Here is a 23,744-nt window from a genome sequence, read left to right on the forward strand (position 1 = left end):
GGTGACCCATCCCAGCTCTCCATGCCGAAAAACGAATCTCCCGAAAATACCAGCAATTCCAGGATCAAAGATCGCGACTTTCTGACTCAGTAAGAATAGTCGTCCCATTTCTCATCTCCTCTCTAGTTCTTCGCGTCGCCGCTCATGACGTCGCCGAACAAATGCCAATTCGTCCCTTCGAAGCGCATCAACTGCCATTGCTTGACCGGGGCGAAATCGCCCGGCGAGGTATTGAGGCGGATGCCGGGAAGCAGCATTCCCAATTCGACGTCCTTCAGATTGGCGGCGTGCCGCATCACGCTGTCGCGCGTGAGATCGTCGCCGCATTGCCTCAGGAGGTAAACCAGTGCTTGCGCCGTGTTGTAACCGTTCACGATCAGCGTATCGCTGCGTTCGGCGCCGGGAAAATAGCCGTCCAGGAATCCGCTGAGATCCTTGAGGCCGGGATCGTCCCTCCAGGCCGGATCATTTGGATCCTTGAAATAGGCCGCCGAGATCAGCCCCTGCGCGTTCTCGAATCCCGCGGGCTTGATCACGCTGCCGATCGAGGCCGAGACGTAGCTGAGAAAGTGCAGCGGCTTCCAGCCGAGCTCCGACACTTTCTTGATCGCCTGCGCTCCAAATTTCGGCGTCGCAATGTCGAACAATACGTCCGCGCCGGTCGATCGCAGCTTGACGAGATGGGAGTCGATGGTCGGCTCCGACACGTCGAACGCCTCTTCCGCCACGATCATTGACGCGGCCTTGTCGCCGAGCCCTCGCTTGATCCCCTTGAGATAATCCTTCCCGAAGTCATCGTTCTGAAACAGGATCGCGACCTTCGCGCCGGGACGCTGCTCCAGGACAAATTTGGCGTAGATGAAGCCTTCGGTTTCGTAGCTCGGGGTGAATCCCATCGTCCATGGAAAATTCTGCGGATCGTTCCACTTGGCCGCCCCGCTCGATACGAAGAGCTGCGGCACTTTCCTGGCGTTGAGATATTTTTGTACAGCCGAGTTAGCCGCGGTGCCCATCGCGTTGAAAACCAGCAGAACCTCGTCGCTCTCGACCAACCGCCGCGTCTGCTCGACCGTCTTGGGCGGCGAATAGGCGTCGTCGTAGGACAAGAAGACGATGCGTCGCCCATTGATGCCGCCTTCCGCATTGATCTTGCGGAAATAAGCCTCCTCGGTCTTGGCGACCATACTGAAGGCGGAGGCCGGACCGCTATAGGGTGACGTGTTGCCGATTCTGATCTCGGTGTCACTGACGCCCGGGCCGTATTTCTTCTCGCCGGCCGCAGCTTGTGTCGCGAGCACGCCGGCTAGGACCAGGGCGGTTGCCCACGCAACACCGCAACTGCCGACTCCTCGCGAGGTCCCATGGCCCGACCGGCCAGCGCTGCAAACCACGGCGTCACTCCCCGCCGGCACACCCGGCACCGACCGCTTCTATTTCGTACGCTTGTGTACTATATCATAGAACATCTTTGCAACCGCCATTGGCGCAATCGTGAACGGTCGCGCCGGCATGCGTGCTGAGCCCAATTAGGGAGGACGCCTTGAACCTCGATGCCGCCAGGAATTTCCGTTTTGAACCCGTCACGCACAGCTATTCTCGCCGTGACACGATGCTGTACGCGCTGGGTCTCGGATATGGTTCCGAACCGCTCGACCAGGCGCAGCTCAATTTCGTGTACGAGCGCGACCTGCACGCGGTCCCTTCGATGTGCTGCGTGCTGGCGCATCCCGGCTTCTGGGCCAAACGGCCCGAACTCGGCATCGATTGGCTCAGACTGCTGCACGGCGAGCAGAGCTTCGATATCCATCATCCAATTCCGCCGGAAGGAACGGTCACGGCCAGCTACGAGATCGCAGCGGTGGCGGACAAGGGCACCGGCAAAGGCGCCATTCTTCACCTCGTCAAGACGCTCAACGACGCTATCGCAGGCGTGAATCTGGCAACCATCCGCAGCGTACTGTTCCTGCGTGGAGACGGCGGCTGCGGCAGCTTCGGCGATGTTCCGACCGAGGCCAGCGCTCTCCCCGAACAAACGCCCTCGCAAACCCTGGACATCGCCACGCTGCCGCAAAGCGCGCTGATATATCGGCTGAGCGGCGACTACAATCCGATTCACGCTGATCCCGAGGCCGCCGCGAAGGCCGGCTTTGAACGACCGATCCTGCACGGCCTGTGCACGCTCGGCACCGCAACGCGCGCGGTTCTCGCAACACTTGCGAATGGCAGGCCTGATCGTCTCACATCGTTGTCGGTCCGCTTCAGCCGTCCGGTATTTCCGGGCGAGACGATCCGCACGGAGTTCTTCACCATCGGCGGCCAGATCCGCTTCCGCTCCCGGGTGGTCGAACGCGACGTCGTCGTGCTTGATCGCGGTACGGTAGCCTTCCGCGATTGAGTTATTTCTTCTCGATCTTCGCAATCTCGACGATTTCGGCCCAACGCCGCGTGTCGGCCTCCTCGAACTTTCCGAGTTCATCCGGGCCGGCCGGAAACGGCTTGGCGCCCACGGACTCCAGATAGGCCGCGGTGTCCTTGTTGTTGACGAAGCCGAGCACGATTTGACTGAGCCTCGTCACGATATCGGAGGGCGTCCCGGACCGCACGAAGACTCCGACCCAGGCGCTCAGCTCCGCCCCGGACAGACCGGCTTGTGCGAGCGTCGGGACATCGGGCAGGCCCGCAAGCCGCTCGCTGCTCGTCACCGCAAGCACCCGCAACCGGCCATCCTGGATCAGCCCCTGCGCACTGGCGGGATCGGCGAACACGCAGTCGATCTCGCCCGCCAGCACATCCGTCAGCGCCTGCGGCATGCCACGGTACGGGACGTGCTGCATCTCGATGCCGGCACGAGAATGAAATAGCTCTGCGGCGCCCCGGCTCGACGTGTTGCCGCTTCCGAAGGAAAGCGGCTTTTGCCGCGACTTCGCCAGAGCGATGAATTCGGCAACGGTCTTCGCGGGAAATTCCGGCTTCACCGCCAGCATCATTGGAATGGTCATGATCCCGGCCACCGGCGCAAAGTCCGCCCTGGGATCATAGGGCATCGCGTTGAACAGATTGACGTTGGCCGCCTGGGTCGAGTTCGTGGTGACGAAAACGGTGTAGCCGTCGGCTTCCGCTTTCAGGACGGCGAGCGCGGCAAGATTGCCGTCGGCGCCGGGCTTGTTCTCGACCAGAACCGTAGGCGGTAAGAATAGCAGCTTCCCAATATTCCCTCCCGTTAGCCCTGGCCGAGCCCGAACAGCAGCCTTGCATTGGCGGAAAGAGTTTCGCGGCCAACAGACAAGGCCTGCTCGGCGAACTGCGCAGGCTTGTCCAGCTTGATCGTGAACGGATAGTCCGACCCGACGACGAGCCGGTCCTTGCCGACCTTGTCGGCCAGATATTGCAGCGCCGGCCCGTCATACAGGATCGTGTCGTAATAGAAGGATCGAGCGATCTCCGCGGGATCACGTGTAAACAGACTCTGCAGCGGCGGCCCCACGCCATAGGCGTGACGCAATCGCGGCAGCAACCAGGACAGCGCGCCGCCGCCATGGCTGAGCAGTATCCGTAGGTTCGGAAAGCGCTCGAGCACGCCATGGGTCATCAGCGACACCGCGGCGAATGCCGTCTCCAGCGGAAACGCCGCCACGGCCGCAAGCTCCGGACGGCCACCCATCCGATCGAGCCCGAGCGGATGCAGCGGATGGATCATGAGTATCAATCCGGCGTGCTCCACCGCCGCATAGACATCGTTCAGGCGCGCATCGCCGAGCGCCATGCCGTTGATATGCGTTCCGATCTCGATACCGCGCAGGCCGAGTGACTTGACGCTGTCGATGCGCCGCACCGCAAGCGCGATATCCTGCATCGGCACCATCCCGATCCCGATGAAATGCCGGGGATGATCGGCGCACAGCGCCGCGATGCCTTCGTTGACATGGCGACAAAGCGCGTCGGCGTCGTTAGGCGGAAACCAATGCGACAGCAGTTCCGGCATCGGCGACACGACCTGCACATCGACGTCGTCGAGCGTCATATCGTCAAGCCGGCAGCGCGCATCCCAGCTGCGGGAATCGATCAGCCGAAACACCTTGCCGCCGACCATAACGGCGGCGGATGCGTCTCTGAGCTCGATCGACGGCCAGAGCGGATTGCGGCCTGGCTCCGCCGGGATATGCCGCGGAACGAAATGGGTATGGGTGTCGATCGCTTCGACCAAGACGTTTCCTCGATGTCTTTTTGCGGCGCACGCTCCGACAAGACCCCAGCCTAAGCGTCGCTAGCAACTTACAAGCAGGTTGGACTGTTTTTATTTTCTATGCAATCTTATATTCGTATGCTAGTGCACGATCCAACAAGATGCCGTCGACAATGCATCAGGGAGCGAAGCGAGCGTGGCGCGAACGATCGAGAACATCGTGATCGCAGGAGCCGGCCAGGCTGGCGCGCGTGCCGCCGAAGCGCTGCGGTCGCGTGGTTTCAAGGGCGCCATCACGATGATCGGCGACGAGCCCCACCCTCCCTACGAGCGGCCGCAGCTGTCCAAGGCCATGCTGCACTCCCCGGACACTCCGGTCGCCTATATCAAGCAGCCGCGGGACTGGAACGAAGCGCTGGGCGTTCGTCTCAAGACCGGCGCGGCGGCTGTCGATTGCGATACCGATCGCCGCATCGTGTCCACCGCGGACGGCCGCAGCTTTCCTTTCGACCGGCTTCTGCTCGCAACCGGAACAAGACCTCGGCGGCTCGCCGCGCTCGAGGGTGCATCACTTGACGTCCAGTATCTCCGCAACGTCGAGGACGCATTCCAATTTCGTCGCCATATCGCGGCGCGCTCGCGCATCGTCATCGTTGGCGGTGGTGTTATCGGCCTGGAAGCAGCCTGCGCCGCGGCCAAGAGCGGCTGCCACGTTACAGTGATTGAAAGCGAAGCGCGGCTGCTCGCGCGCGCATTCCCGACGCTGATCAGCGATCTCGTCGCGGACAGGCACCGCAGCCACGGCGTCGCATTCGTGTTTAGCGCAACAGTGACCGGCAGCACATCCCATTCCGTTCAGCTGAGCAACGGCACGGAAATCGTCGCCGATCTGGTGCTGGTCGGCATCGGCGTCACCCCGTCAAGCGAACTCGCCGCCCGGCTCGGCCTGCCCACCGTCGACGGCATTGCGGTGGATGTCTGCGGTCGCACCGCCGTTTCAGACGTCTTCTGTGCCGGCGACGCCGCCCTGCAATGGAGCCGATGCCATGGCCGCGCGGTCCGCGTCGAGACTTGGGCGAATGCCCAGAACCAGGCCATTGCGGTGGCAGCCAACATGATCGGCGAGATCAACGCCTACAACGACCCACCATGGTTCTGGACCGACCAGTATGACCTCAACATCCAGGTCGTCGGCGACATGCGCGATGCCGACCATATCGCGCGTGGCGATCCGGCCAGCGCAAAATTCTCGATCATCGCCATGCGCGGCACCGAGGTGGTCGGCGCGCTCGCGGTGAACGCCGCCAAGGATATGGCGATGTTGCGGCGGATCATCGCCGCCAACGCCAAGCCGCTGCGCGCCTATCTGGAGTCGCCCAGTTACGACCTGCGCGCCGCGTTGAAAGCCCAATGACAAATTCGAGGGAGGGACTGCGATGAATGCGTTCCAACGAATGAACACCGCGCTGATGGTCGACGAGAGCAAGCAGATCTTCAAAGTGTCGCGTCAGGCCTTCGTCGATCCCGACATCCTCGAAGCCGAGCGCGCGCGCATCTTCGACAAGTGCTGGCTCTATCTCGGCCATGCGTCCGAACTGCCCAAGCCCGGCGACTTCGTCACCCGGCAAGTCGGCGGCCGCAGCATCCTGTTCGCGCGCGATGCCAAGGGGACCTTGCGCGCCATGTTCAACACCTGTCCGCATCGCGGCGCTCAGGTCTGCCGCGAGAAGCACGGCAACGCAAAGTCGTTCCAGTGCTTCTATCACGGATGGGTGTTCGGCCTGGACGGTGCGCTTCGCAGCCAGCCGGGCGAGGCCTCCTACGCGCCCGACTTCAAGGAGCGCGGCACGTCCAACATGCAGCAGGTGCCACGGTTCGAAACCTTTCGCGACTTCTGCTTCGTCTGCTTCGACAAGAATGCCGAGACGCTCGACAGCTATCTTGGCGCCGTGAAGGAATATCTGGACATCATCGCCGACCAGGCCGAGATGGGGATGACCATCGTTGGCGGCACGCAAGAGTATTCCATGCGCGCCAACTGGAAGCTTCTTACCGAGAACTCGATCGACGGCTATCACGCTCTCACCACGCACGCGACCTACTTCGATTACCTGAAGGCCACCAATGGCGGGCTGGCGCCGGTGCCGCTGGAAGGCGCCGCGCACGATCTCGGCCGTGGACATGCCGTGCTGGAGTACAAGGCGCCGTGGGGACGTCCCGTAGCACAATGGGTCCCGATGTGGGGCGACGACGGCAAGCGTGAGATCGACCGGCTTTACCAGGGCCTGATCACCCGCTACGGCGAGGAGCGCTCCAAACGGATCGCGCTCTACAATCGCAACCTGTTCGTCTTCCCCAACCTCGTCGTCAACGACATCATGGCGGTGACGATCCGCACCTATTATCCGCAGGCGCCGGATTTCATGACGGTCAGCGCCTGGGCACTGGCACCCAGGGAGGAGACCGATTGGGCACGCAAATACCGCCTGTTCAACTTCCTGGAATTTCTGGGTCCCGGCGGTTTCGCTACCCCCGATGATGTCGAGGCGCTCGAACAGTGCCAACGCGGCTTCCGTAACGCCACCGAGGCGCAATGGAACGACATCTCCAAGGGCATGGGCAAGGAAACGCCGGCCTATGATGACGAGTTACAGATGCGGGCGTTCTGGTCGAACTGGAATAGGCACGTCTTCGCGGCGTCGGTGTGAGACAGGAGGCGCACATGCAGAATATCTCACGTGCCGATGTCGAGGACTTCCTGTTTGCTGAGGCCGAGCTGCTCGACGAGTGGCGCTTGCCGGAATGGCTCGAGCTGTTCACGGATGATGCGATCTATTACGTGCCGTCGACCGACGTTCCCGCCGATTCCTCGCCCGACAAGAACCTGTTCTATGTCGCTGACGACCGCTTCCGCCTCAGCGAGCGCGTCAAGCGGTTGATGAAGCGCACCGCGCATGCCGAATTCCCGCATTCGCGCACCAGACATCTCGTCAGCAATGTGCGGATCCGGGGCCGTAGCGACAGTGAAATGGAAGTCGCCACAGCCTTCATCACCTATCGCACCAAAGACGGCATCACCGACACCTATTTCGGCAGCAACCGCTATCGGCTGGTTGCGGAAAACGGCCAGCTACGGATCAAGGAAAAGCGATGCTTGCTCGACAGCGACGGACTGCGCACGCAGGGGCGCGTCAGCATCATCCTGTAGGGAACGCCGATCGTGGACAAGAAGCTCAGGAACAATGTTGCCGTGGTCACCGGTGCCGCAAAGGGCATCGGACTTGCGATCGCCGAGCGAATGGCGAAGGACGGCGCCAGGCTGGTCCTCGCCGACCTTGACGAGGCCGGGTTGAAGCAGGCCGCGGCGCATCTCACCAGCCAATTCGACGCGGAGGTTGCGATCCAGGCCGGCGATCTCTCCGAACAGGGCGTCGCTGAAAAGACCATTAAGCTGGCCTCCGAACGGTTCGGCCGCCTCGATATCCTCGTCAACAACGCCGGCGGCGGCATCATCAAGCCGTTCGCCGAACACACGCCGGAGACGCTCAAGACCACGATCGACCGCAATCTGTGGACCGTGCTGTGGTGCTCCTGGTACGCGGTGCCTGTGATGCGCAAGCAGGGCTACGGCCGCATCGTCCATCTCGGCGCCGATTCGGTGCGCAACGGGCTGTGGGATCATGCCGCCTACAACGCCGCCAAGGGCGGCGTGCATGGTCTCACCACCGGCATGGCGCGCGAGTTCGCCAAGGATGGCATCACCGTGAACACGGTGGCTCCCTGCGCGGTGAACACGCCGCAAATGGTTGCGATCACCAAGAGCGACCCAGCGCTTGCCGCGAAATTCGTCAGCGTCATCCCCATGGGCCGTCCGGCCGAGATGAAGGAAGTCGCCTCGATGGTCTCCTATCTCGCCTCCGCCGAAGCGTCGTTCGTGACCGGCCAGGTCATCAGCGTCAACGGCGGCAGCACCATGCTCTAGGTCTTGCTCATGGCTGAAACGGTCATTCTTTGCACTGCCGACGAGGTCGTCGAGGGTGAGATCAAGCAGGCGCCCCTGCCCGACGGCAGCAATGTTGCGCTCTATCGCGTCGCCGGCACGATCTACGCCACGGCCGACATGTGCACCCATGGCGAAGCATCGCTCGCGGAAGAAGGCATCATCAGCGGCAAGATCGTGGAGTGCACCTTCCACTTCGGAACGTTCGATGTCACCACCGGCGAGCCTACCGGCATGCCTTGCGAAATTGCCTTGAAGACCTATCCCGTCACGGTCGTTGACGGCAACGTCCAGATTGAGGTCTGACATGCCGCCCCTCCCCAACCGCTCGCCCACCCCACTCAAATCCGCGCGTCGATCGCTGGCGCCGCCGCGCCGGCGCACCCAGGCGGAGCGGACAGCCGAGACCCGCCTGCGCATTCTGAAGGCCGCGGCCAACCTGATCCGGCGCCGCGGCTATGCGCGGTTTCGCACCGCTGAAGTAGCCAGCGAAGCCGGCGTCTCCCGCGGCGCCCAGCTGCATCATTTCCCGACCAAGGACGAGCTCGTCGTCGCCACACTCGAATACGTCTTCGAACAGGCGCAAATCGTCAGCCGCCGCCGCGCGGCCGCTGTCAATCGCCCGCGCGACCTGATCGAGGCCGTGATCGAGGATGCCAAGGAGTTCTTCTTCAGCCAGCATTTCATGGTCGCGATCGACATCGTGCTCTCGACCTCCACCGACCAGGCGGTGCGCAAGAGGGTCCTCGACATTTCGCGCAAGGCGCGCCGTCCGGTCGAGGCCGCCTGGGCGGAGGCGCTGGCCGCCAGCAACGTTCCCCCCGCGGTCGCGGCCGATATCGTGGCGCTCACCCTCGGCGTCGTCCGCGGCATGGCGCTGCGCACGCTCTGGGACAACGATCCGAAATGGTTCGAGCAACTGTTCGAGCTCTGGCGGCAGATGATCAAGGTCTTCCTCGAATCCCGGCAAGATCGGAGCCGGCTGCGATGAGCAGGCAAGCTGCAAGCCGAAGCACGCCGCTCATCACATCGGTTTGCTACGTCCGTCATGTCGTCAGCGAGCCGCAGGCCTGTGCGCGGTTCGTTTCCGACATCTTTGGCCTCCAGCAGGTGGCCGGCCACGACGACGAACTGGCCTTCCGCTCGGACGATCGCTTCCGCACCGTGAGTCTGAGCCGCGATCAGCGCGACGGCACCAGCATCGGCATCGAGGTCTGGGATGACGCCGCGCTGCAAGTGATCGGCGAGCGGCTGCGCGCGCAGGACTTTGCCGTGAGGCCGGCAAGCCCGGACGAATGCCGGCGGCGATATGTGCAGTCCGCCCTGCTTGCGGACGACGCCTCCGGCAATCGCATCGATCTCGTCACCCGCCCCACCCGGAGCGGCCGGCGCTATTTTCCGCCGCGCGATGCCGGCATCGTCCAGTTCCAGGGCGTCGGCCTGCGCAGCACCGATCACCTCCGCGACCTCACGTTCTGGCGCCTGCTCGGCGCCGACGTGACTGACTGGGTGGGCGATATCGCTTACCTCGGCATCGATCATCTGCATCATCGCATCGCGCTCTATCCGTCACGGCGAAACGGCCTGCTCTACGCCGCCTTCGAGGTCGAAGCGCTCGATCAGATCATGCAGAACAGCTACTTCATGCAGGACAACCAGGTGAGGATCGTGCAAGGGCCCGGCCGCCAGTCCGCCTCGCACCAGGTCTTCCTGCATGTCGAAGGCCCCGACGGGTTGATCCTGTCCTATGTCAACGGCATGGCCGAGATCGGCGACAAGCCGCGGCCGGCGCGGCAATTTCCGCTTCGCGCCAACTCGCTCTGCAACTGGGGCAGCGAAAGCAAGGATGTTCCCGAGCTCGGCGCGCCCGCATCATCGAACAGGAGCAACGCATGATCCAGTTGAAGGACGTGAGCTATGTCCGCCTCGGTTCGCCCGATCTGGAGCAGGCCGAACATTTTGCCACCGCCTGCCTCGGCCTCCAGGTCGCCGGGCGCGGCAACAAGGCGCTGTATCTGCGATCCGACGAGCGCGCGCACACGCTGTGCTACTCGGAAGGCGATCCGCGCGAGCAGACCGTCGGCTTCGAGGTGGAGGACGAAGCCAGCTTGCAGGATGCGGCCGCGACGCTGGAATCGCTCGGCCACCCCGTCCATGCCGGCACCGCGCAGGAAGCCGAGCAGCGCAAGGTCAAGGCCTTCATCGGCTTTCGCGACCCGACCGGCAATCATATCGAGCTCGTGGTTCGCGCCGAGCGCAGCGGGCGGCGCTATTTCGCCAGCCGCGACGCCGGCATCACCGGCTTCAGCCATATCGGCCTGAATTCGACCGATCCGGCGCGCGACGAGCGGTTCTGGACGCAAGTGTGCAATGCGCGTGTCAGCGATCGCATCGGCGACATCCCGCTGATGCGGGTGAGCGCAATTCATCACACCATCGCGCTGGTGCGCGCGCCCCAGGCCGGTATCCAGCACATCAACCACCAGGTCGAGAGCAATGACGACGTGCTGCGCTCCTACTACTTCTTGAACGAGAAGCGCGTGCCGATTGTGTTCGGCCCGGGCCGTCATCCGACCTCCGGCGCGCGCTTCCTCTATTTCAAAGGCCCCGACGGCATGATCTTCGAATACTCCGTCGGCGTCGATGAGATCGAGGATGAAGCGACGCACCGGCCGCGGCAATATGGCTTCGAGCCGGCAAGCTTTTGCATGTGGGGCTCCAAGCCCGCCGGGATGACGCTGCCAAACAAATAGAACACGTATCGGCGCTGCAAATCGCCGCGGGAAACTGAATTCGGGTGATGAAACATGGATCTGGGGTTGAAAGGTCGGAAAGCCGTCGTACGCGCGGCAAGCCAGGGGCTGGGCCGGGCGAGCGCCATAGCACTGGCCCGCGAGGGGGCCGAGCTGTTCATCGCAGCTCGGCGACGCGAGGTGCTGGAAGCGGCGGCCGACGAAATCGGCAAGCTCACGGGTAACCGGCCAACCCCGGTCGTTGCCGACGTGACGACGAAGGACGGACGGGACGCGTTGTTGTCGGCATGTCCCGCGCCGGATATCCTGGTCAACAATGCCGGCGGCCCTCCTCCCGGCGACTTCCGTAAATTCGAGCGCGAAGACTGGATCAAGGCGCTCGACGGCAACATGCTAGCGCCAATCGCTCTGATCAAGGCGACATTGGACGGCATGATCGAGCGCAAATTCGGTCGCATCGTCAACGTGACCTCGCATGCCGTGAAGGCACCCGTCGCCATGCTCGCATTGTCCAATGGCGCACGTACCGGGCTCACCGGCTTTGTCGCCGGACTGGCCCGCTCGGTCGCCGAGCACAACGTCACCATCAACAATCTGCTACCCGGCACATTCGATACCGATCGGCTGAAGTCAAACCTCGCCGCCCTCGCAAATAACTCGTCGCGCGGCGTCGCGGAGGTTACGGAGGACGTCAGGGTCGCCAATCCCACCAAGCGGTTCGGTCGTCCCGACGAATTCGGGGCAACGTGCGCCTTCCTGTGCTCGGCGCAAGCCGGTTACATCACGGGCCAAAACATCCTCATTGACGGCGGCGCCTACCCCGGCGCGTTCTAAGTGCATCGTGGGATAATGGTGCGCTCGGAGGGCGTTCGCATTTGCTGTGATTTCAACGGGCTGCAGCGGAGGACAACGAGTTTAGGTGCATTTCGCGCCCAAAAGTGCCCTTTGGCACAGTTGCTGTAGAACAGCCCTGCCCTATGCGAGGTCAGGTCGGCTCACCGCTCATAACGGTCTGGTTGCAGGTTCGAGTCCTGCCGGGGCCACGAGGAAATCAATCATGTATCGGATTCTCGTTTCGCCGGCATTGAGGTCACCGCACCGGAAACGCCTGTCCGCTCCGCACCGATAGCGCTTTACGCCGAATGCTTCCGTTCGTGACGTAGCAGATCAACCCGATTCATCGCGCTTCGTCGATAAACCCGCGGTCTGCCGGCTCGCAGACATCCTATCGTCGCCGGCGCACGGGCGGCGGCACCGCGCGCTGCCAGATCGTGCCATTGTCGAACTGAATAAGCATGCCGTCCGGCGAATAGACCGCACTCTGGTTGAATGCGTCGATCCAGATCCGGCTTGCCGGCCAGTACCAGTCCGGCCAGGCGCGAGACGGCTGACCAGCCTCCGTCACGAGATTAAGTTCGGTCCCGTGCTTGCGCACCTGGCGCGAAAGGTCTGCACCATCGAGATCATCCCGCAGTTGGCCGCAGCCGCAGCCAAAACGCTCAAGGACCTCGCGTATGACAATGTGAGCGTTCGGCTTGGCGACGGCTATGCTGGCTGGCCCGATTGCGGTCCTTTTGAAGCAATCATCGTCACCGCAGCGCTCGGGCACGTACCGGCGCCGCTGATTGAGCAGCTCAAATTGGGTGGCCGGCTGGTGATGCCGGTGGGACCTGCCTACACCACTCAGCAGCTCACGGTGGTGGAAAAAACCGGCCCGGGCAAGACAACAACGCGCGCCGCCAGCCTCGTGCGGTTTGTACCCTTTACGCGCTCACCAGATTAAAAGCCAATCGACGTTTAATTCTTGAGCAGCACTTGCGCAGTCGCCTCACTGGCTGGAGCCCTGCGGAAAGCGCCAGCTGTTCGAACCTGTCGGCTTCGGGTCAAAATCCGCATTGACCGCCGCGAAGTCCAACTTCCGCTCTGCCCCTGTTAACGGACATCGTCAGACGGTCAGTCGGGTCCGCCACCAGTTGCAACTCAAAAAGACCCGCGCGCGAAGGGGAGCCGAATGCGCTAGGTCGCATTTCTAGACGTACAGGCACACTTGCTACGTCAAGCTGACCCTTTCACGACAACTTCCGAAAGGATGGCGACCATGCCACGGGTGAAGCAAGCTGCGAAGCACGCACGCGCAACCAAAGCCGCCGCCGTGACGGCACTCGGTACGGCCGGACTGGGTCTCTCGCTGGCGGGGAGCGCATCCGCGCACACGATACCCACTGCTCATATCCGCATTCTGACAACATCTCGCCCAATCAGCGCTTCGTTCTTGGCGAAGAGGAAATGGCCGACGTCAGTCTCGCCACGTTCTATCTCTTCGATAAGGAAAATGCTGGAAGCGACGTGCAGCTAGCCGCCGTTGTTGTTCGCCGAGGTTGCGGTGGTTGCCGTGGCTGCCGTGGTTGCCGAGCTGTGCGTGGTTGCGGTGGCTGCGGGGGTTGCGGCGGCTGCTGCGCACGCTGGGGACGGTGCCGCTGGTGCTAAGTTCCACGACCTAGCGGATGAACGATAAAACTTAACGAACAATCGTGCGGCATCTCCGCCGCAGGTCGGCGATGATATCCCCCCTGTAGCCTGCTTCTCAGTACATCCGTGAAACCGAAGCGTCGACCGATGTTATAGGGTCTTCAGATTTTCAGCGCTCGTCTTTCCGCGCCTCGGATCGGTCTTCTCCTCGAAGGAGACCTTCTGCCCTTCGGCTAGTCCATGAAGGCCCGCACGCTCGACGGCGCTAATGTGAACAAATACATCCGGCCCACCATTGTCCGGCTGAATAAAGCCAAAGCCCTTCTGGCCGTTGAACCACTTCACGACACCCGTTGCCATTATCCGTCTCCAACAATACCCACGAAAGAGTTCGTTACCCACAATCCGTGTGAGCAAATTCGATCCAGCGATGTCTTGGAAAGGCCCCCTCGGGGCGCGGCCATCAAGTCATTCAATAGGTCGAACCCCTTCACCATACCACCGGTGGCATGGGTTGCCACGGGAATGAGATGAGAGGGCGCCGCGGCTGGCCTCGGGTTCCGCGGCCTTCTCGAAGGGACTGTTCACGGCCCGCAAAACCTTGATTGCAATCAGCGGGCCGGCGGGCTTCTCTGTGCGGCGCACGCGCCCCAAATGCTGTAAGGAACACAATGCCCTACATCTTCTCGATCAACGACGACGTTCATCATCAAGCCCAGCGACCGCAGGGCCGCGCCGACAATGGCGGACGGACCGTCTACACAATTGTTGCATGCCTCCCGATTGAGGCGGACGGACGCATTCGATACCGCATCAAAAGCAAAACCGAGAATTTCGAGCGTGTTGTAACTGAAGATGAACTCAGTCAGTGGCCACAGCAGTAGGCGCGACAGTGGGCCTGTCGGTTGGTTCACAGGGGAGATCCAGCTCGACCTGCTTGCGGTCCACCTCGCTTCTCAGTGGCATTCGTACCGCGAGTGCAAACACCGCCTGCATCGGATCAAGCTCAAGGCCTCTCTTCGTTGCGTGTTCGGCCGGAATTATGCAGCCCCTGTGTTCCCCAATGAGCGCCAAAGGAGCCGCGACGCTAGTGGCCCGTGGCGTGCCGGTTCATTTCCTCCAGAAGCTCGCGCATTGCGTCGAACTGCGTGCCAAAGCCTTTCCAGTCGCCGGACTTCAATCGTTCAACGGCCTGATTGTAGCGGTCGAGCGCCTCCCGTGCCTGACTTGCCGACGGGCGTGCGACAGGCATTTCCTCCTTCGTGTTCGAGACCGGCCGCACCGCGCCAGGCTCGACAAACAGTGCTGACAAGGCCTCGTCGAGCGTCTCCTTCATCACCACATGTTCACCATAGGCTGCGATCACGCGTTTCAGCTCCGGCAGGTGTCCGTGCTCCGCTCGCAAATAGAGCGGCGTTACATAGAGGATCGAGTTCTCGATTGGGATCACAAGCAGGTTCGCACCGCGTATCACCCGCGAGCCCATCTGATTCCACAGCGTGATCTGCTGCGATATATCGGTGCTCTGATTGATCCGCGCTTCGATCTGGAACGGCCCGTAGACGAGCTTCTCCTTGGGAAACTCGTAGACAATCAGCTTGCCGTAGTCGGGCGCGTCGCAACGCGCGGCGAGCCACGCGATCATATTGTCGCGGCGGCTTGGCACCATGGGAAGCATGAGGAAAAACTCGGCCTGCGGCTCGCCGGGCAGTCGCATGATGATGTAATATGGGGCCATCGTCGCAATGCCGCCGCCGCCCGGCTGGCGCGGGAACTGCCAGAGATCCTCGCGGTTATAGAAAACGTCAGCGGCCTCCATGTGATAGCTCTGATAGAGCTGCGCCTGAATCAGGAACAGGTCCTCCGGATAGCGAATGTGCCTCTGCATATCCGCCGGCATGGTCGAGAATGGCTTGAACAGGCTCGGAAAGATACGCCGATAGGTCGCTGCAATCGGATCGCCGGTCTCCATCAGGTAAAAGTCGACGGTCCCGTTATAGGCATCGACGATGACCTTCACTGAATTGCGAATGTAGTCGATATCCTCGTCTTGCGCCGGCTGCGCGGAGGGAAAGTAGGAACTCACCGTGTAGGCGTCCTGCATCCAGAACATCCGCCCATTGCTGATGACCAGATAAGGATCGTGATCGAGCCTGAGGAACGGGGCGATCGTTCGTACTCTTTCCCCGATATTGCGCCGGATCATGATACGGCTGTCGGTCGTGATGTAGCTCGAGAGCAGTAGGTTCGGGTCGTTGAAGTAGTAAGCGAACAGGCCTCTCCACACCATCGCTCCTATCGGAACGCCGCCCGTACCGTCATAAGCCGCGTAGACATTGTCCTTTCCCTTCGGATAGTCGAACTCCGGCGTGCTCCCCTTGACGATGACGTAGTTGTCGCTCCGTTCGCCGTAGTAGAGGCGCGGCTCGTGGATTTTGGGGCCTCCATCCGCAACCGGAGGGATATCCCGCAAATAGAGCAGCGGTAGCCCCTCGGTGCTTTTGCGCGTGACCGGGCTCATCACCGCGCCATTGCCGTGAGTAAACAGCACGTGGCGGTTGACCCATGTCTGGGCATTCGGCGGCAGCAGGGAGGGCTGCAATTCGCGAGCCGAGAGCATTACGCTTTGGTAGGAGCCATCGAGCCAGTAGCGATCAACATCAAGATCATGGAATTTGTAGTAAGTGCGGATCTCTTGCAGCTGCGCGTAGGTGTCCGACAAGGGCAGCCAGTCCCACAGCCTGATATTGTCGATTGTCGCCTTGTTGGCGTCGAGCGTCTTGAAGCTAAGCTTCTGTTCCGCCGCAAACGGCTTGGCTGCGATCTGATCGAGATTGTAAGCCTGCCGGGTGAGCGCAATGTTGCGTTCGATATAGGGCCTTTCCAGCTCCAATTCGCTTGGTTTGACGAAGAACTCCCGGAACAGCACGGGAATCACGCTGGACAGCACGAAAGACCCGATCACGACAAGCAGGAACGCGCCGGCAGGAAGCCGGTAGGTGCGCACCCGCAAATTTGCCCACGTGGCGAACGCCGCGATGACCGAAAGTCCGATCATCAACCACAAGGCCGGGAGCCTCACGTGGACATCGGTGTAGCTTGCGCCGACGACCACACCGTTGTCGCCGTAGAGCAGCAGATAGCGATCAAGACCATAGGACCAGGCCTTCACTGCAAAGAAAAGACCGAGCAGCACCGAGCCGTGGGCAATCGCCATCGACGACATTGATCGACGATGACGGTCATATTCGATATCGCCGTGCACCCAGTAGATCGCCGCGGCGAAAAGCGCGCTGAGAACGAGCGCGAGCATCATCCAGTTTTTGATGAGGATATAGGCGGGCAGCGAGAAGAGATAGAAGCCGATGTCCTTGTTGTAGAGCGGATCGTCTGCGCCATATGGCACCTGATAGACAAACCGCAGGAAGACACCCCAGTTGCCGACTTCTGCGGCGGCGACGAGCAGAGCGATCAAAGCTGCCCCACCTACGATCAACCGGGACCACGGCAGTCGATCGCGTAAAAGCACAAGCAAATCTGGCGGCGCGTTGCCCGCGAAGTTCCACACCGAAGCGGTGACAAGCTGTGTCGACCGCCGTCGGGCAAAGCGCAGTGCGAACCATCCGTTCAGCCAAAGGATGATGGCGGTTCCGGTCCAGACCGCAAGAAAGATGACGGTTTTCGCACCGATTGTCGTCCAAAAAACCTGCGGATAACTGATCGAGGAAAACCACAGCCAGTCGACGAGGAGGTCGCTCGCGAGCCAGAGCAGGATCAGGCAAACCCCAATGACAGCGGCCGCAACAGTGAGCCCGACCACGGCACTCTGCCTTGGTACCTTCCGTTCGGGTCCGGTGATCCCGATCGTCATGGCTTGATCATAGCGGAAATGAGGGACGCCCGCCGCTCGATTTCGCGGTCGGAATAGCGCCTCAAGGCGGGGGCACGGGTGCTCGAACCTGGGTCGCCAGGATCGCGAAACAGCGCAAAGTGGCGAGGTCGGCCGCGAATTCCCATTCGGCCTCGGTCGGAAGTTCCTTGCCTGCCCACTTGGCAAAAGCCTCGGCGTCGTTGAACGCCACATGCACGACCGGGTGCTCGTCCAGCCCGCGGATCGAGCTGCCCCGTCCGTAAGGCCGCCGCCAGCAGAAAACTTGTCACAATTCAAAGGCACGCGATGTGCCGATCATCGGCGCGACCTAAATGATCTGCGGACAGTTTCTTCCTGACGGCTCTGCGATTGCGCCAACGAGTCGCGATGATTGCCTATGTTGTTTTGTCAAACTATTGCTCGACAGCTGACTATGGTCTCTCCGTTCTTGTGGTAGATTCGGCGGCGCTATCGTGCCAACAGGCCAACCAACGATCGGATTTTGGCACATGCTGATTCAGTTGTCCGCAGGTTGCTCGCTCATATAAACTACCCCCCGATCTCCTGCGGAGCCTTGCCATGAAAGCCTTCTTGCTCGCCTGCGCAGCCGCAATTGTGATCGCGGCGGCCGGTTTTGTCGTCCTTGACCAGATCCAGGAACCCGTCCAACAAGCGTTTGCGACGACGGGCGTGCGGCTCTGACCAAGCGCCTGGCACATTTATGGGCGATCCCTACTCCGCCGCGGTGGCCGCCGGCCGGGGCCGTGCATTCGCTTCGGCGCGCGCATTCTGCTCTTCAAGCCAGAGCCCATGGTGCTCCTTGGCCCAGTTGACATCGACAGTGCCGCTGCCCATTGCCTCGAACGCGCCTTCCATACCGATCGTCCCGATATAGATGTGCGCCAGCATCGCCGCGATGAAGAGCATCGCCACGATGGAGTGAACGATCTGCGCGAACTGCATCCCTTCGATACCTGACAGATAGAACGGGAACATCAGCACATATCCGGTGGCCGCCACCAGGCCTCCGCCGATGACCACGATCCAATAGATCGCCTTCTGGCCGGCGTTGAAACGATAGGCCGGTGGATGATCGTGACCCACCATACCGCCACGGCGCTTGATCCAATCGACATCCGCCTTGTTCGGGACGTTGCCAGCGATCCACATCAGGAAGATCAGCACGACTCCGATGGTGAACGGAAAGCTGAGGTAGTTGTGCGCGTACTTCGCCCACTGCGACCATTCGGAAAACGCCTCGTGGCCAATCAGCGGCAGGAGCAACGGACGGCCGAAGGTGATGTTCAATCCGGAAATCGCCAGAACGACAAAGCAGGTCGCAGTCATCCAATGCACGAAACGCTCGAATAAGGAAAAGCGCACGATTGTGCGGCCGGATCGTCCGCTTTCCAGACGGACCATGCCGCGCGTCAAATAGAAGATCACGAGAACCGCCAGCATGCCGAGGATGGCAACCCCGCCAATCCAGCGCAGCGCCACGTTGCGGAATTCACGCCACTCGCGGCCAGCCGGCTGCATGAGCACGCTGGAGCGCTGGTCGGGAATGCTGACGCGCCCCTGGATCCGGTCCATTTCCTGGAGCAGCTGCCGCTCGTTAACCGAGCTCGCTGTCGGATTGACCTGCTGGGCCGGTGACGGTGCCGGCGCCGCAATGATCAACAGAAGCAATGCCCACGCGCCGATGGTGACTGGAATGAACCTTCCGGATGACGACATGAACTCCTCCTCGGCATCTGCGCCGCGTGGCCGCGGCCTGCTTCAGGACTCGATCGTCTCGCGATAGGCGGTTTTCCAGCCCCATGCGCCCGAGCCGTAGCCGCGCTTCAGTACGCGCTCTCTGTAGATCTGGGCGATGATCTCGCCATCGCCGGCGAGCAGCGATTTTGTCGAGCACATCTCGGCGCAGAGCGGCAGCTTGCCTTCGGCAAGCCGGTTCGCGCCGTATTTCTCGTATTCTTCCTTGCTGCCGTCGGCTTCGGGACCGCCGGCGCAATAGGTGCATTTGTCCATCTTGCCGCGGGAGCCGAAATTGCCGACCTTCGGATATTGCGGCGCGCCGAACGGACAGGCGTAGAAGCAATAGCCGCAGCCGATGCAGAGGTCCTTGGAGTGCAGCACCACGCCGTCGGCGGTGGTGTAGAAGCAGTTCACCGGACACACCGCAGCGCAGGGCGCATCGGTGCAGTGCATGCAGGCCATCGAGACCGAGCGTTCGCCTGGCTTGCCGTCATTGATGGTGACGACACGACGCCGGTTGATGCCCCAGGGGACCTCGTGCTCGTTCTTGCAGGCCGTCACGCAGGCGTTGCACTCGATGCAACGGTCGGCGTCGCAGAGAAATTTCATACGTGCCATCGTCGTTGCTCCTTATGCCGCCGCGATCTGGCAGAGAGTGACTTTCGTCTCCTGCATGTTCGTCGCGGGATCATACCCGTAGGTGGTGATCGTGTTCGCGCTTTCGCCGAGCACGATCGGATCGGTGCCCTTGGGGTAGTTGCTGCGAAGATCCTTGCCTGCGAGCCAACCGCCGAAGTGGAAAGGCATCCAGGCAACGCCCTTGCCGACACGCTCGGTGACGAGCGCCTTCATCCTGGCCCTCGAATTGTTCTCTGCGCCCGTGACCCAGACCCAGCCACCGTCCGTGACGCCGCGCTCGGCGGCATCGGCTGGATTGATCTCGATGAACATGTCCTGCTGCAATTCGGCGAGCCAGGGGTTGGTGCGCGTCTCCTCGCCGCCGCCCTCATATTCGACCAGACGGCCGGACGACAGGATGAGCGGAAATTGCTTCGCGATCCCCTTCTCGACCGCCGCCTTTTGCACCGAGAAGCCGATATTGGGCACCCGGAACTGCTCGGCGTCGGGCAACGTCGGATATTTCGCGACCAGGTCGACGCGCGGCGTGTAGATCGGCTCCCGGTGTACCGGAATGGGGTCGGGCAAGCCGAACGCATTCATCCGCGCCTTGCCGTTGCCATAGGGCACGCAACCATGCATGAGCGCGACACGCTGGATTCCGCCCGACAGGTCGAGCGACCACGACACCACGTCTGGCTTGGCCGGGTTGATCTTGTTGATAACAGCCATTTCGGCTTCCGTGAGCTCCGTGTCCCAGCCGAGCTTCTTCAGGCTCGCCAGCGTGAATTCCGGATAGCCGTCCTCGATCGCCGAACCCTTCGAGTACGAGCCGTCCGCGAGCAGGCTGACCTTGCGCGTGGTGCCGTCGGGCAGCTTCTCTTCGCGCTCGACGCCAAAGCGCGGACGGAACGTGCCGCCACCGTCCATCACGTGCAGATTGGTGTTGTAGAGCAGCGGCGTGCCCGGATGCTTGACTTCAGGTGATCCCCAGCACGGCCAAGGCAGACCGTAATAGTCGCCGCCGACCTCGGGATCGTCCTTGGGCGCCCGCATCGTCAGCATGTCGAACTTCGCCTGGTTCTTCATATGCGCCTTGAGGCGCTCGGGCGATTGCCCGCAATAGCCGGTCGACCAGCTGCCGCGGTTCATCTCACGCAGCACATCCTCCGCCTCGGGCAGATTGTTCTCGACCTTGATGTTCTTGAACATCTTGTCGGCGAAGCCGAACTTCTTCGCCAGGAGATAGATGATCTCGAGGTCGTCCTTCGATTCGAAGATCGGCTTCACGACCTGCTCGCCCCATTGCAACGAGCGGTTCGAGGCAACGCGCGAACCCTTGCACTCGAATTGCGTGGCAACCGGGAGAATGTAGACTCCATCCTTGCGTCCCGCCTCGACCGAGAGCGAGGCCCAGGTCGTCGGATGCGGGTCGGCGATGACGAGCAGCTCGAGCGCCTTCAGCCCATTAAGGGATTCAGGAATGCGGGTGATGCTGTTGCTGGCGTGCCCCTGCACGAACACGGCCCGCACATTGTCCCTCTGCGCGATCCGATCTTTCGGCAGCGTCACCGCTTCGAACCAGCGGGTCAGCGGGATGCCGGGCGTTTCCATGATCTGCTTGGAGTCGAAGCGCGACTTCAGGAACTCATGGTCGACTTCCCAAACCCGCGACCAGTGCTTCCACGCGCCTTCGGCGAGCCCGTAGTAGAACGGCAGCGTGACGATATCGAGCCCGACATCGGTCGCGCCTTGCACGTTGTCATGGCCACGGAAGATGTTGGCGCCCATGCCCGCTCCACCGACATTGCCGGTCATCAGCAGTGCGATGCAACTGGCCCGCACGTTGGCGGTGCCAACGGTCTTCTGGGTCTGGCCCATGGCCCAGATCAGCGTTGCCGGCTTCTCGGTAGCAAACATCTTGGCGACGCGCTTGAGCTGCTCGCCGGGAATGCCGGTGACACGCTCGACTTCTGCCGGATTCCACTTCTCCACTTCTTTCCGGAGATCATCGAATCCATAGACCCGCTGTCGGATGAACTCCTTGTCTTCCCACCCGTTCTGGAGGATGTGCCACATCATGCCGTACAGCACCGGGATGTCGGTGCCCGGCCGCATCCGAACATATTCGGTCGCGTGTGCCGCGGTTCGCGTCAGGCGCGGGTCGATGACGACAAAGTTGGCCTTTTGAAGCTCCTTGCCCTCGAGCAGATGCTGCAACGATACAGGGTGCGCCTCGGCTGGATTGCCGCCCATGATGACCTGGGTCTTGGCATTGCGGATATCGTTGAAGCTGTTGGTCATCGCGCCGTAGCCCCAGGTGTTGGCCACGCCGGTAACGGTCGTTGAATGGCAGATGCGCGCCTGATGATCCGTGTTGTTGGTTCCCCAGAACGCGCCGAGCTTGCGGAACAGATAGGCGCCTTCGTTCGTCATTTTGGCCGAGCCGAGCCAATAGATGGAATCGGGCCCAGATGTCTCGCGGACTTCCAGGAGCTTGTCGCCGATCTCGTTGATCGCCGTATCCCAGGAGACACGCGTCCACTGCCCGCCCACAAGCTTCATCGGATAGCGCAGCCGCCGCTCGCTGTGCACGAGCTCGCGCACAGAAGCGCCCTTGGCACAATGTGATCCGCGATTGATCGGGGACTCCCAGCTCGGCTCCTGGCCGATCCACACCCCATTCAGCACCTCCGCCGTCACGGTGCATCCAACCGAACAATGCGTGCAGACGCTCTTGCGAACGGTTGCTCCCGATGTGAGGGGACCTGCCACTGCTGCTTTCGCCTTGCGGACGCCGCCGACCGGCAGCGTGCTCACTGCAGCGAGAGCGCCGCCACCAAGGCCAGACCGGAGCAGGAAGGTGCGGCGGTCGAGACCATTGGTTTGCCCGGACAAACCTCCCGCGATTGATCCGCGTGAAGCGGATTCGGAACGCTGTTGTGTTCTCCTGATCAGCACGGCCGCCTCCTCTCAACCCGGATAGCGATTGACACGGTAGTACGCCTTCACATGATCGGTCTCCTTGTAGCGCGCCTTGCGTTTCTCATCGTCGGTCTCGCTGTCCGCCTGAGCAGGCGTGATCAAGGGCGTTGCCAGCGTCGCGCCCGCACCGACCGTGCCGATGCCGACCTTGCGAAGGAAATCGCGGCGTCCGACTGTCGTTCTCTGCTCGTCCCTCATCGCATCTCTCCTGGACCAGCGGCGCTGGTCAGTTGACGAACGTGAAAGCCTCGGATTCGATTTCCAGAAAATTTCGTCCAAGTGTTCCGACCGACCGGTAGAATTTGGCGTTTTCCGCCTTCTCCATGTCGGCAAACAAACGTCCCATCCAGCGGGACACATGCTTCTCGAAGAATGTGCGCTGTGCTTCCGTTGGCACCGGGAAGCGTGCCACCGCAAGGCCCGCCATGATCTCGCACAGCGTCGCCGCGTGATCCTCGGGCTCAAAATTGCTCTCGACCCGCTCAATGCCGAGCGCGGCGAGATCGTCGCGCAGGCGCGACAGCGGACGTTCGTGGAGAAAGCCCGTCAAGTAATAGGATGCGTAAGGCAGCAACTCGCCGCGACCCAGACCGACGAAGAGGTCAAAATATTCGCGCTCGACCTCGGATACGGCCGCTACCGATGCAGCTTCTGCAAGGGTTGCGTGGGCGCGTCCAAGCGGCGTCGCATCGCCATGCAGTTGCGCGATCTGCTCGAGCAATGCGGCCGACGGCGCGGACGAGAGCAAGGTTGCAAGCAGCGCGTATTCCTGCGCGCGCGCGGCATCGGTCGGATCAACCGCGTCGTTCGGCGCGGCCGGCTCGCTATAGAGATCGGGACGAAGCACTTTGCGCGACACACCCGTTGCGCCTTCGACCGCAATCACACGTTGCGCGGGCACCCTGTTCCAGTTCGACACTGAGGGCTGGGCAATACCGATTTTTCGGGCAAGCTCGGCAACGCCGCCCGCCGCATCGATGGCTCGTTCAAGGCCCGCATCGCGCATGCCGACCTCTCATCCAGGGGGCCAAGCGCTTGATTGCGTTTGCGTAACAAAGACTAGCCGCGTGTCCGGGAGCGGTCAATTGATAGCCATAGCCTGAGGCT

24 protein-coding genes and 1 pseudogene are annotated in these 23,744 nt (G+C 61.8%); 13 read left to right on the forward strand and 12 right to left on the reverse strand.

The window, feature by feature from the left end:
* Positions 1-122 precede the first annotated feature (122 nt).
* Positions 123-1,298: an ABC transporter substrate-binding protein gene (locus ABIB95_RS45455; protein ID WP_354248975.1), complete on the reverse strand. Its 1,176-nt coding sequence runs from the start codon at positions 1,296-1,298 to the stop codon at positions 123-125.
* Between the two features lie 242 nt (positions 1,299-1,540).
* Here ABIB95_RS45455 and ABIB95_RS45460 point away from each other — a divergent pair, with 242 nt between their 5' ends.
* Complete coding sequence (locus ABIB95_RS45460; RefSeq protein WP_354248976.1) at positions 1,541-2,395, forward strand: MaoC/PaaZ C-terminal domain-containing protein; 855 nt, start codon at positions 1,541-1,543, stop codon at positions 2,393-2,395.
* 1 nt (position 2,396) lies between these two features.
* On the opposite strand, the gene ABIB95_RS45465 is transcribed toward ABIB95_RS45460, so the two are convergent.
* Together ABIB95_RS45465 and ABIB95_RS45470 are read right to left on the reverse strand one after the other, a co-directional pair.
* Positions 2,397-3,209: a Bug family tripartite tricarboxylate transporter substrate binding protein gene (locus tag ABIB95_RS45465; RefSeq protein ID WP_354248995.1), complete on the reverse strand. Its 813-nt coding sequence runs from the start codon at positions 3,207-3,209 to the stop codon at positions 2,397-2,399.
* An 11-nt stretch (positions 3,210-3,220) separates the two neighbouring features.
* Complete coding sequence (locus ABIB95_RS45470) at positions 3,221-4,204, reverse strand: amidohydrolase family protein (RefSeq protein WP_354248977.1); 984 nt, start codon at positions 4,202-4,204, stop codon at positions 3,221-3,223.
* A 199-nt stretch (positions 4,205-4,403) separates the two neighbouring features.
* Between ABIB95_RS45470 and ABIB95_RS45475 the strand changes: the two genes are divergently transcribed.
* Genes ABIB95_RS45475 through ABIB95_RS45515 form a run of 9 tightly spaced genes read left to right on the forward strand, consistent with a single transcriptional unit; the run spans position 4,404 to position 11,770 of the window.
* Positions 4,404-5,597: an NAD(P)/FAD-dependent oxidoreductase gene (locus ABIB95_RS45475; RefSeq protein ID WP_354248996.1), complete on the forward strand. Its 1,194-nt coding sequence runs from the start codon at positions 4,404-4,406 to the stop codon at positions 5,595-5,597.
* Between the two features lie 22 nt (positions 5,598-5,619).
* Entirely contained in the window at positions 5,620-6,891 is a 1,272-nt protein-coding gene (locus tag ABIB95_RS45480; RefSeq protein WP_354248978.1) for an aromatic ring-hydroxylating oxygenase subunit alpha, read from the forward strand.
* A gap of 14 nt (positions 6,892-6,905) precedes the next feature.
* Positions 6,906-7,391 carry an aromatic-ring-hydroxylating dioxygenase subunit beta gene (locus ABIB95_RS45485; protein ID WP_354248979.1) on the forward strand — a complete coding sequence of 162 codons (486 nt, stop codon included), beginning with the start codon at positions 6,906-6,908 and terminating at the stop codon, positions 7,389-7,391.
* Between the two features lie 12 nt (positions 7,392-7,403).
* A complete protein-coding gene (locus ABIB95_RS45490; RefSeq protein ID WP_354248980.1) occupies positions 7,404-8,165 on the forward strand; it encodes an SDR family oxidoreductase in 762 nt (253 codons plus the stop codon).
* Between the two features lie 9 nt (positions 8,166-8,174).
* A complete protein-coding gene (locus tag ABIB95_RS45495) occupies positions 8,175-8,489 on the forward strand; it encodes a non-heme iron oxygenase ferredoxin subunit (RefSeq protein WP_354248981.1) in 315 nt (104 codons plus the stop codon).
* 1 nt (position 8,490) lies between these two features.
* On the forward strand, positions 8,491-9,174 hold the full coding sequence (locus tag ABIB95_RS45500; RefSeq protein ID WP_354248982.1) for a TetR/AcrR family transcriptional regulator: 684 nt from the start codon (positions 8,491-8,493) through the stop codon (positions 9,172-9,174).
* A complete protein-coding gene (locus ABIB95_RS45505) occupies positions 9,171-10,079 on the forward strand; it encodes a VOC family protein (protein WP_354248983.1) in 909 nt (302 codons plus the stop codon). Before ABIB95_RS45500 ends, ABIB95_RS45505 begins: the two co-directional genes overlap by 4 nt.
* A complete protein-coding gene (locus ABIB95_RS45510; RefSeq protein WP_354248984.1) occupies positions 10,076-10,936 on the forward strand; it encodes a VOC family protein in 861 nt (286 codons plus the stop codon). Before ABIB95_RS45505 ends, ABIB95_RS45510 begins: the two co-directional genes overlap by 4 nt.
* A gap of 54 nt (positions 10,937-10,990) precedes the next feature.
* Positions 10,991-11,770: an SDR family oxidoreductase gene (locus ABIB95_RS45515; protein WP_354248985.1), complete on the forward strand. Its 780-nt coding sequence runs from the start codon at positions 10,991-10,993 to the stop codon at positions 11,768-11,770.
* Positions 11,771-12,161: 391 nt separating this feature from the next.
* Here the strand turns inward: ABIB95_RS45515 and ABIB95_RS45520 are convergent, their stop codons facing one another.
* Complete coding sequence (locus ABIB95_RS45520; RefSeq protein ID WP_354248986.1) at positions 12,162-12,341, reverse strand: hypothetical protein; 180 nt, start codon at positions 12,339-12,341, stop codon at positions 12,162-12,164.
* Between the two features lie 18 nt (positions 12,342-12,359).
* On the opposite strand from ABIB95_RS45520, the gene ABIB95_RS45525 reads away from it, so the two are divergent.
* The gene (locus ABIB95_RS45525; protein ID WP_354248987.1) at positions 12,360-12,719 is read left to right on the forward strand and encodes a protein-L-isoaspartate O-methyltransferase family protein; all 360 of its coding nucleotides are present in this window, start codon (positions 12,360-12,362) and stop codon (positions 12,717-12,719) included.
* A gap of 836 nt (positions 12,720-13,555) precedes the next feature.
* Here the strand turns inward: ABIB95_RS45525 and ABIB95_RS45530 are convergent.
* A complete protein-coding gene (locus ABIB95_RS45530) occupies positions 13,556-13,765 on the reverse strand; it encodes a cold-shock protein (protein WP_038945713.1) in 210 nt (69 codons plus the stop codon).
* 311 nt (positions 13,766-14,076) lie between these two features.
* On the opposite strand from ABIB95_RS45530, the gene ABIB95_RS45535 reads away from it, so the two are divergent.
* The gene (locus tag ABIB95_RS45535; protein ID WP_085403304.1) at positions 14,077-14,289 is read left to right on the forward strand and encodes a hypothetical protein; all 213 of its coding nucleotides are present in this window, start codon (positions 14,077-14,079) and stop codon (positions 14,287-14,289) included.
* 203 nt (positions 14,290-14,492) lie between these two features.
* Here the strand turns inward: ABIB95_RS45535 and ABIB95_RS45540 are convergent, their stop codons facing one another.
* The gene (locus ABIB95_RS45540; protein ID WP_354248988.1) at positions 14,493-17,276 is read right to left on the reverse strand and encodes a UPF0182 family membrane protein; all 2,784 of its coding nucleotides are present in this window, start codon (positions 17,274-17,276) and stop codon (positions 14,493-14,495) included.
* Between the two features lie 130 nt (positions 17,277-17,406).
* Positions 17,407-17,550, reverse strand: a pseudogene (locus tag ABIB95_RS45545) (SUMF1/EgtB/PvdO family nonheme iron enzyme); the annotation flags it as partial.
* 305 nt (positions 17,551-17,855) lie between these two features.
* Here ABIB95_RS45545 and ABIB95_RS45550 point away from each other — a divergent pair.
* Positions 17,856-17,978 carry a hypothetical protein gene (locus ABIB95_RS45550; RefSeq protein WP_256376430.1) on the forward strand — a complete coding sequence of 41 codons (123 nt, stop codon included), beginning with the start codon at positions 17,856-17,858 and terminating at the stop codon, positions 17,976-17,978.
* A gap of 30 nt (positions 17,979-18,008) precedes the next feature.
* On the opposite strand, the gene ABIB95_RS45555 is transcribed toward ABIB95_RS45550, so the two are convergent.
* From ABIB95_RS45555 to ABIB95_RS45575, 5 genes are read right to left on the reverse strand one after another with little or no spacing between them, the layout of a single operon-like run.
* The gene (locus ABIB95_RS45555; protein WP_354248989.1) at positions 18,009-19,013 is read right to left on the reverse strand and encodes a formate dehydrogenase subunit gamma; all 1,005 of its coding nucleotides are present in this window, start codon (positions 19,011-19,013) and stop codon (positions 18,009-18,011) included.
* A 42-nt stretch (positions 19,014-19,055) separates the two neighbouring features.
* Positions 19,056-19,652: a formate dehydrogenase FDH3 subunit beta gene (fdh3B, locus tag ABIB95_RS45560; protein ID WP_063985305.1), complete on the reverse strand. Its 597-nt coding sequence runs from the start codon at positions 19,650-19,652 to the stop codon at positions 19,056-19,058.
* A 12-nt stretch (positions 19,653-19,664) separates the two neighbouring features.
* On the reverse strand, positions 19,665-22,613 hold the full coding sequence (locus ABIB95_RS45565; RefSeq protein WP_354248990.1) for a formate dehydrogenase subunit alpha: 2,949 nt from the start codon (positions 22,611-22,613) through the stop codon (positions 19,665-19,667).
* Positions 22,614-22,625: 12 nt separating this feature from the next.
* Positions 22,626-22,835 (reverse strand): twin-arginine translocation signal domain-containing protein, encoded by a 210-nt coding sequence (locus tag ABIB95_RS45570; protein WP_063985307.1) that lies wholly within the window; start codon positions 22,833-22,835, stop codon positions 22,626-22,628.
* Positions 22,836-22,863: 28 nt separating this feature from the next.
* Complete coding sequence (locus tag ABIB95_RS45575) at positions 22,864-23,643, reverse strand: molecular chaperone TorD family protein (RefSeq protein ID WP_354248991.1); 780 nt, start codon at positions 23,641-23,643, stop codon at positions 22,864-22,866.
* Positions 23,644-23,744: the final 101 nt, after the last annotated feature.

The sequence above is a fragment of the Bradyrhizobium sp. LA2.1 genome, from assembly GCF_040547725.1.
GTDB lineage: Bacteria > Pseudomonadota > Alphaproteobacteria > Rhizobiales > Xanthobacteraceae > Bradyrhizobium > Bradyrhizobium barranii.